At 35.6% G+C, this 7,303-nt stretch carries 7 protein-coding genes; 4 read left to right on the forward strand and 3 right to left on the reverse strand.

Going from position 1 to position 7,303, the window contains the following annotated elements; all coding sequences use genetic code 11:
- Positions 1 to 118 precede the first annotated feature (118 nt).
- Complete coding sequence (locus BLR27_RS04810; protein ID WP_090701060.1) at positions 119 to 1,126, forward strand: phosphotransferase; 1,008 nt, start codon at positions 119 to 121, stop codon at positions 1,124 to 1,126.
- Between the two features lie 211 nt (positions 1,127 to 1,337).
- Here BLR27_RS04810 and BLR27_RS04815 read toward each other — a convergent pair whose 3' ends face one another.
- From BLR27_RS04815 to BLR27_RS04825, 3 genes are all read right to left on the reverse strand, one after another.
- Positions 1,338 to 2,183: an alpha/beta fold hydrolase gene (locus tag BLR27_RS04815; protein WP_090701063.1), complete on the reverse strand. Its 846-nt coding sequence runs from the start codon at positions 2,181 to 2,183 to the stop codon at positions 1,338 to 1,340.
- A gap of 11 nt (positions 2,184 to 2,194) precedes the next feature.
- The gene (locus BLR27_RS04820) at positions 2,195 to 2,866 is read right to left on the reverse strand and encodes a ferredoxin reductase domain-containing protein (protein ID WP_090701066.1); all 672 of its coding nucleotides are present in this window, start codon (positions 2,864 to 2,866) and stop codon (positions 2,195 to 2,197) included.
- 80 nt (positions 2,867 to 2,946) lie between these two features.
- Complete coding sequence (locus BLR27_RS04825) at positions 2,947 to 3,633, reverse strand: type 1 glutamine amidotransferase domain-containing protein (RefSeq protein WP_090701069.1); 687 nt, start codon at positions 3,631 to 3,633, stop codon at positions 2,947 to 2,949.
- 694 nt (positions 3,634 to 4,327) lie between these two features.
- On the opposite strand from BLR27_RS04825, the gene BLR27_RS04830 reads away from it, so the two are divergent.
- The 3 genes from BLR27_RS04830 (at position 4,328) to BLR27_RS04840 (ending at position 7,155) form a co-directional block, all read left to right on the forward strand.
- On the forward strand, positions 4,328 to 4,750 hold the full coding sequence (locus tag BLR27_RS04830; RefSeq protein WP_090701071.1) for a DoxX family protein: 423 nt from the start codon (positions 4,328 to 4,330) through the stop codon (positions 4,748 to 4,750).
- Between the two features lie 236 nt (positions 4,751 to 4,986).
- Positions 4,987 to 5,880, forward strand: a complete 894-nt coding sequence (locus BLR27_RS04835) for a hypothetical protein (RefSeq protein WP_090701074.1) — start codon at positions 4,987 to 4,989, stop codon at positions 5,878 to 5,880.
- Between the two features lie 369 nt (positions 5,881 to 6,249).
- Positions 6,250 to 7,155: a sterol desaturase family protein gene (locus BLR27_RS04840; RefSeq protein ID WP_090701077.1), complete on the forward strand. Its 906-nt coding sequence runs from the start codon at positions 6,250 to 6,252 to the stop codon at positions 7,153 to 7,155.
- Positions 7,156 to 7,303 lie beyond the last annotated feature (148 nt).

The following is a 7,303-nucleotide window of genomic DNA, read 5'->3' on the forward strand; positions in this document are numbered from 1 at the left end:
TTGAAATTTAAAACAGCTATTGAGAGGAAATCTTTAAGCTAAGAAAGCCTGATCGGTGAAAACACCGACCAAAGGTAAATATTCGGCACAATTTTACTACAGACAACAAAACAGAAGAATGACACATTTTCCAGTAACAAATTCTAACCTTTCAGCTGCACATATAGGGCTGTTTTTACAGGAAAAATATTCTTTGAGCAAAGACACCAAATGCCAATTAATAAAAGCGGGGATCAACGACACGTATTTGGTAAGCGACAACTTAGACAAATTTGTATTCAGGGTTTATAGTTTAAACTGGCGTTCAAGAGTAGAAATTGAAGAAGAAATCAAGTTGCTGACACTACTGAAACAAAATGGCATTTCAATTTCCTATCCCTTATCCGACAAAGAAAACAGTTACATACAAACATTAAAGGCCCCTGAAGGTGACAGATTTGCAGTGCTTTTCACGTTTGCAAGTGGTGAAAAACTACATATAATTTCAGAAGAAACACATTTTCAAATTGGACAACTTATGGCTCAAATACATAAGATAACCAATAATCAAAAATTAAATCGAACAGACTACTCACCCGAAGTAATTCTTATTAACTCATTAAAGAAAGTATCAGCCTTTTTGAACAGTGACACTGAAGAAATGAACTTTATGAGATCGGCTCAAACATTTTTGTTAAAGGAGTTTAAAAATGCAAACACTTCCCAAATTCGGAAGGGAATTGTTCATCTTGACATTTGGTTTGACAATCTGAACATCACAAACAACAATAAAGTAACTATTTTCGATTTCGATTTCTGCGGAAATGGCTGGCTTTGTTTAGATATTGCCTACTACATTATGCAACTTCACAATGTAGAGAAATATGAGTCAAAAGATTATCAACCCAAAGTCGACAGTTTTATTAAAGGGTATGAATCGGTATCGCTAATAAGCGCGGAAGAAAAACGGCTCATTCCAATGCTTGGAGTAAGCTTATACTTTTTCTATCTGGGTGTGCAATGTCAACGATACGACAATTGGTCGAATTCCTTTTTGAGTGAGAACTATTTGAAAAGATTTATAAATGGACTCGTGAAAAGGTATTATGACATTTACCAACTTGGCGAAAATAAAAACTGCGCCTAACTTCGGTTTTGCAACCTGCCTGCCGGTTAGCAGGTATGCCGACTGTTGTACTTCTATGAAATTATGTACTAAATTCAACATTAGGAATTTTATTGAACTTTAATGCTGAAAATCCGCAACCTTGCCAGGCCTAAAACCGTGATTAATAATATTTTTTTACAATTCCTCCAGGAAAAATTTTTAGACGAATAATCATTTAATGCTCCATTGGTTAATTCAAATTCTCAACATCATCAACACTTAAAGAAGTTAAGAAAGCAAGAAGATGTTTATTGAATTCATCGGGTTGTTCAAGATTGGAAACATGCCCCGCATCATCAATAACATGAAGTACTGACCCTTTAATAGTTGTATTTAAAAATTCAGATTGAGCAAGCGGTGTTACCTTATCTTCATTACCGCAAATAATCAATGTTGGGATAGTTATCTCATTCAAAGCAGAGCAAGTTTCTGAACGTTCTGCCAGAGCGGTTAAGCCCATTGTGATAATATGCTGAGAATTAGAAAATACAACGCTACGCAACTTTTCAACCAAATCCTTTTTATAGCTTAATGAATCTTTATGGAAAACACTTTTTATAAATCCTTCATTGAAATTAGTTACTCCATCAACTGCTATTTCATCAATAATCTTATAGCGTTTTGCCTTTACTTCGGCAGTATCCGCAATACATTGTGTATCACATAAAATTAATGCCGAAAAGCGGTCAGGGAATCTTTTCAGTACATTTAGTGCTATGTAACCACCCATTGATAATCCACAAATAATCGCTTTATCAATGTTTAACTTGTCCAAAAATGCTATTAGATCTTCTCCAAACAAATCAATGCTCAGGAGTGAATCCTCGTCTTTTGATTTTCCAAATCCTCTAATATCACAAGGGATTAAACGATAGTAGGGTTTTAAAAAATCAAGCTGAGCCTGCCACATTGTTTTGTCAAAAGGATAACCGTGCAAGAAGATAATCGGAATACTTCCTTCTCCAACATCATCATAAGACAAATAAAAATTATTTACAGGGATAGTTAAATTGTGTCCCTTAGTTTCTGTTTTCATAGTCTTATTTTTTAAACTTCTTCTTTCGTAATTAGTTTTTTGTCAACTCCTAAATTGATTAATTGCTTTTCAACATCTTTTATCATTGGTGGCGGACCGCATAGATAGAACTGCTGATTAAAATCGGTCACATTTGCTTTCAGAAATTCTTCTGTAATTCTTCCATAATGGTAGCCTTCAATTTGCTCATCAGATAATATATTGACAAATGCATCACCCAGCAACTCTTTGAATTCATCTTCAAGAATAATATCAGCTTTTGTTTTATTCGCAAACAATAATTTGTTATTACCTATTTCATTTTTTGCTTTCAGATTTCTGAAAATGGAAATAAATGGAGTAATACCAGCTCCACCCGCTATAAAAACACCTTCGCCTTTATAGGTAATGGATCCAAAAACATCATGTAATATAATCTCTTCATTCGGCTTTAAGTTTAACAACTGGTTGGTAACACCTTCATGCCCGGGATAGGTTTTAATTGTAAACTCTAAGAAATTGCTTGTTGGTAAACTCGTAAAGGTAAATGGTCTTTCTTCTTTTAGCCAACCACGTTTATTAATAGCTATGTTGGTGGCCTGTCCGGGTAAATAATGAAACCTCTCAGGTTTATTGGTAACAATTCGTAACACATCGTGGGTTACCTTGTTTATTGATGCTATTTTCAGAACATGATTTCCCATTGTATTTTTTCTTGTTTTAAATTGAAATAAACCAACTAAACTGCCGCAATTGATTAATCTTTACAGCTTTGGGCGAGCTATTATTTACCTGCCTTTAATGTTTCAAGTAATACTTTAGCCGTTTCTTCGGATGAACCTGGATTTTGTCCGGTAATCAGAAGTCCGTCTTTCATCACATGAGAACTCCAATCGGCTCCTTTACTATAAGTTGCTCCCAGGTTTTTCAGTTCATCTTCTAAAAGGAAAGGGACAACTTTAGTCAGTTGAACCGCCTCTTCTTCAGTATTTGAAAAGCCAGTCACTTGTTTTCCTTTAACTAATGGTTCACCATTCGCTGTTTTTACATGGACTAAGGCAGCGGGAGCATGACATACAAAAGCAATCGGTTTATTGTGTTCGTGAAAGCTCTCAATTAATAAAATGGAATTTTTATCTTTCGCCAGATCCCAAAGAGGGCCATGACCACCCGGATAGAAAACAGCATCATAATCACCTTGATTTACTTCACTTAACTTTAAAGAATTAGCAAGCTTTACTTTCAGTGCATCATCGGCATGAAAGCGTTTAGTGGCAGGGGTCTGATTTTCGGGACTATCACTTTTAGGGTCAATGGGTGGCTGACCACCTTTGGGAGAAGAGATGGTGAGCTCTACTCCATTATCAGCCAACAGGTAGTAAGGTGCTGCAAATTCTTCTATCCAGAACCCGGTTTTATGTCCGGTATCCCCTAAATCACTGTGTGATGTCAATACAATTAATACTTTCATAAAATTTTTTTAAGATTAATAACTCATTTTAACAATTTTCTTTACTTCAGCACGCTCAAGTATTTTATGTTCACTTAAACCCACTTCTCTCCCGATGCTCATTCTTCCTCTCAAATAGGGATCAACGGAAACACAAAATATTTTTAATAAGACCTACCCCTCTGAGGCTGCAGGTTATTATTCTTCTATAAATTTGAAATTTTCCAAAGCAGGTTTTCCTACCAAACGCTTATTTGACACGATTACTTTATTCATTTATTTTATTTTAATCAGGGATCTATTATCCATGAATGGTATTTATTAAATTTTTCACCTCTTAATTATTCAGCAATACATTTAAAAAATCAGCTTCATTATCATCAAAATTGACATGATACCATTAATGATAGATCGGGCCTGTTCTTTTAATACTAATCTTTTGGGGTCAACTTTACATAACAACACTTAGATCATTAGTTTGTGTTTTTTATTCTTCCTCTGCCCGGTGTTTTCCGTACCACACATAAACTATGATATAAAGTTTAACCCAACATAGAGGTGATTCTTTAAGCTTAGAGGGGCTGATCGGCGAGAATACCCGGGTAGAGCTAAATACTAGTGATATCAGGAGCTACCTGTTACCTGTTGACAGAATCTCCTGCTAAAAAACAAGCTATATTTACATTGTGAACGATAAAACCTTTAACGAGATAAAATGAAAACAAGCTTTCTTCAAAATGCATTAAGAATCCTTTTAGGCTCATTGATGGTTATGGCAGGGGTCGGACATCTGACCACTCAGCGAGAAGAATTTCTTGCTCAGGTACCAGCCTGGTTACCAAATGATGCCGCATTCATGGATTTTGTGGTTTTATCATCAGGCATAGTGGAAATCGCATTGGGTTTGGCTATGATTTTTTGGGTAAAAAATAAAATAAAAGCAGGAATTGCCCTTGCTATTTTTTACATACTCATTTTTCCGGGCAACATCTCTCAATACACCAACGGAATAGATGCTTTCGGCTTAGACACGGACCTGAAGCGCTTAATAAGATTATTCTTTCAGCCTGTCCTGGTGTTGTGGGCTCTTTGGTCAACAGGTGCTTTATCATTTCTATTGAACAGAAATAAAAATTAAGCAAACATCACGGATTCAGCTCTGGCCGGTGTTTTCCTTTAGACTTGTAAAATTAAAACAGAGTTCAGAACCAGGATTTTAAAAGTCTGGGTACTGTACAACTGACTCCTTTCATATTTACATTATATTTTGCATTTTGAAGAAATTTAAATGGCCGAAGTTTGGATAGGTTTACAATAATAACATGGTACTTGGTCCGGCAGAATTCAGCCTGCTGAAATTAATTCAAAAGCTATATGAAAATACAAGGACTAATAATCATTCTATTATTTACAATAAGCTGTTGCCAGCAAAAAGTATATGAAAAAGATGGAAGTAAGGCCAAAAAAGTATATTCTACAGTAAGTTATTTAGACATAAAACTTGATGAAAATGGTCACTTACCTTCAAATCCTTATATTTTAGAATTCAAGAATGGCAAAAAGCAAATCATGTTTTGCGGAGTTGAACATTTAAGTGACAATAGTGATATTGAAAATGAAATGTATACAGAAATTGAAAAGAAATTCTACCAGTTTCATCCGGATATAGCTATAAATGAAGGCGGAGATATTAGCCGGAAAAAATATTTTTCAAAAGCTGAAGCACTTCAAAAAGATGGGGAAATTGGATTCATAAAAGTAATGTCGGATAGTTTAAAAATTGCAACGATCAATGGTGACCCCAATATTGATCTTGAATTTGGTGAGCTATTAAAAAGCTATACAAAAGGAGAATTTTTAACCTACATTATGACTGAAAGATTGATGTGGGGATTAATTGGAGAACAAATCTCAGACATAGAAAAAATAGAAAACAGATATGATCTATTTATCGAAAAATACATTATTGAAAAAGGAAAAGTAGACTTAAGCAGCGAAGAAAAAACCTTTGATTTTTACAAGAAAAATTATCGAAAAATAGTTGGAAGAGATTTTAGCCTGAAAAATCTTAAACCGACAAATCCATTTGATGCGAAGGGGAAATTCCAGGAAATTGGAAGAAAGTCAAAGAATATCAGAGACCAATTTTTGCTCAAAACCATAGATAACTTACTGAACGAAAATGACAAAATTTTTATTGTTTTTGGTGGCTGGCATTTATTGACCTGTGAGCCAGGGCTACAAGAAATCATCAAGAAAAACAGATAATAAATTGATCTATTCCCCCCTCCTGTTCTGAGATAATCAGATTTAATAAATTGATAATTAGCTATAAATCAATAGGAAACATTAAATATATCTGCAGTTTATTTAATATCACTGTGGTTTCTTTACTACTATAAATATCAGATTATTGCTGAAAAACCTTTCTTGATTAACAGTAATATCTACCTTTCCATTTCCCTCTGGCCGGTGTTTTCACCATTCCATAAAAACGATATAAAATTTTAAAAACCATAGAGGAGTATCTCCAGGCTAAGGGAGCTGATCGGCGAAAACACCGACCAGTGAGAAATTTTCATTATCATACCACAATTAAAGCCCCCATTTCCAAACATAAATTTCAATCTTTGCAGCATGGAAAAGTACTTCAAAGTAATGATAGATGGCTATACAGGCTATGCAAATTACTTTTTCAATGAAATTCTAAACCCAGGCTGGCACAACTATTTTTACTGGCTGCTTGCTGCCTCGCTGCTTATTTATTTAGCAGAGATTGCCTTTCCATGGCGCAAAAATCAGGCTCTTATTCGCGATCATTTCTGGCTCGATATCTTTTACTTATTTTGGAATTACTTCCTCTTCTCCCTCCTCGTCTACAATGCCCTGTCGATGGTGGCCGTGCAAGCCTTTAAGGATTTCCTGGGCATATTCGGCATAAATAATCTTGTTGCCATTCAAGTTGGAAACCTGCCGGGATGGGTGCAATTGCTCATTATATTTGTTTTACGCGACTTTATGCAGTGGAATATTCATCGCATGTATCACCATGTTGATTGGATGTGGGAGTTCCATAAAGTGCACCACAGTACCAAAGAAATGGGTTTTGCTGCCTTACTTCGCTACCATTGGATGGAAAACATTCTGTACCGCACACTTGAATATATTCCGCTTGCGATGATCGGATTTGGCATCAGCGACTTCTTCATCGTCCATATTTTTACGCTGGTAGCTGGTCAGCTGGGGCATGCCAACCTAAATATCCCGCTGGGAAAATTCAAATACCTGTTTAATGGTCCGCAGATGCACCTTTGGCACCATGCCAAGCACCTCCCCCAAAGCCATCCCAATGGTTTTAATTATGGAATTACGCTGAGTATTTGGGATTTTATTTTCCGAACTAATTATTGGCCTTCAAATGATGAAAACCTTGCGGTGGGATTGCCTGATGAGGAACGGTTTCCGGAGGATTTTATAGGCCAAAATCTAGAGCCTTTCAGGCGAATTTTTGATAAAAATAAACCAAATTCCCCTACATCATAAATTCAACGATACGAATGAGATACGACCTCATATTTTTCCTATGGTCGGTGTTTTCCTTTAGACTTGTAAAAGTAAAACAGAGTATAGAACTTGTGTTTTACAATAGTTACAAGGGCAAAGGCAAATTAAGGTGTTCTCCGGGAATTAA

It is taken from the genome of Daejeonella rubra (genome assembly GCF_900103545.1).
GTDB lineage: Bacteria > Bacteroidota > Bacteroidia > Sphingobacteriales > Sphingobacteriaceae > Daejeonella > Daejeonella rubra.